The 1,612-nt window shown below is 44.5% G+C and carries 2 protein-coding genes; both read right to left on the minus strand.

Going from position 1 to position 1,612, the window contains the following annotated elements; genetic code table 11:
- Nucleotides 1-649, minus strand: a 649-nt coding sequence (locus C7R94_RS26695; protein WP_483296248.1) for a vWA domain-containing protein, incomplete at its 3' end; no start/stop codon positions are given.
- Between the two features lie 128 nt (nucleotides 650-777).
- Nucleotides 778-1,612: MoxR family ATPase (locus C7R94_RS26700; RefSeq protein WP_106785647.1), on the minus strand; the 835-nt coding region annotated here is incomplete at its 5' end.

Genomic DNA, 1,612 nt, shown 5'->3' on the forward strand with positions numbered 1-1,612 from the left:
TATTGCTCCTGGCATGAATTCTCATTAACCTGAAGCGATCATTGGCATCCGCTTTATCAAAGTCCGCATAGGCAAAGATCGACATTTGCTCCAATCTGGAAACATCCGCCGTATCACCATAGATCAAAATGGGGATATGACAAAGTTGACAATATTCATATACCGCGATTACTGCTCGTTTTGCTGCTTCTAATCTACCGTAAGCCGACATCGATGCAGATTCATCAATCCTAAGACCCACCACAAGAGAAGGGGATTCAGTTGGAGGACGTTTCTTGGCAAAATACTTGTAATCCCTGTAAGCAACGCTGTCTGCTTGAAATTTGCTGCCATAGTAACGATTCCTCGCAAAGTCGGAGGATATATCATGTTCCAGATACGGAAGTGTCTTTCTCGCAATCTCCTGCACGATCGGCATGAGTCCCTGACAAAGACGAATATATTCCTGTTGGTTTTCCTCATCGTAGTCTGGACGGTGAACAATGAGCTTTACTTTTTTATGAATCGAATCGGAAATGACCTCTCTTGCATCTCGATTCAGCTTTTTACGAAAATCTCGTTCCTTTTGTTTCCCTTCCTCTGACATGGATTCAGGATTTGCCTGATGATATTTGGGAGAGCCATCTTCACCCAAACCTGAGCGTTCCATATGGATAGAATCATCTGAGACACGGGAAGAACTGCTATTGGCAGATTTTTTCAATGCGATTCCTTTTTCCTCTCGATGATTGTCTTTGCCAAAATCAGTGTCGTCTATATCTTCCCATGTCCTGATCTCTACGGCGTCGTCAGATTTTCGTTTTTTTTTAGTTCAATCTCGGCTTCTTCCAAGCTAGCAAACAAACCATGATTTTTTAGTGCTTCTTCCAGAAGTTTTATTTCTTCCGAATCGGTTGTGATCTTGTAGATAACCTTATGATAAAGGGATTCTTTTGCGGAGGCTCCTCCGGCAATCGCATCCGCCCAGTAGAAAAAAGAACGCATTCCTGCCACGCCCTTGATCGCATTGGCCCGCGCTGTTTGGTCTAAAACCATAATCATGTCCGTTAAAATACCCAACATCTTTCCATCTTGAAAACCGGTTTTGGCCATTACACGTTCGATCATGATTTCTTTGGTCGGCAGGTCCATCTTTTCCGTATGCTGAACCCTGTCGCGCAGCGCTTCGTTTAACGGTCTGGTTCCCGCATAACTGCGGTTTGTTGTAATAACCGCGATGAAGTCTGGGTGCCTGCGTATGATCTCTGTGGGAAGGTTGATGCTCCCGTCCAGCTCCAAGGCAGAGTTTAATGCCATTAACACCGCAGCATCACGAATGACGTTTGGCTCTTGGATTTCCAGAAGATATCCCTTTTGATAGGCTCTGACGATTTCGGAAGGGTAAAATCGGTACTCAATCGCTTCGCCATCGGTGTTTTCCGCTGCACGCTTCAGTAGTTGCTTCATCTTTAAAGCAGCCTGTTCCTGCGAAATTCCCAGTGCATCCATTAAAATTTCGGATATGCTTTGAAACCCATCGCTTTCATATAATGCTTTCCATACCGCTTGCTCAGCAGGCTCCATTTTCTCTAGACGTTCAGAAGAAATGACCGGCAAAATAGCGCCAATAATA

Origin of the sequence: Brevibacillus sp. NRRL NRS-603 (genome assembly GCF_003013445.1) — a bacterium.
Taxonomy (GTDB): Bacteria; Bacillota; Bacilli; order Brevibacillales; family Brevibacillaceae; genus Brevibacillus; species Brevibacillus formosus.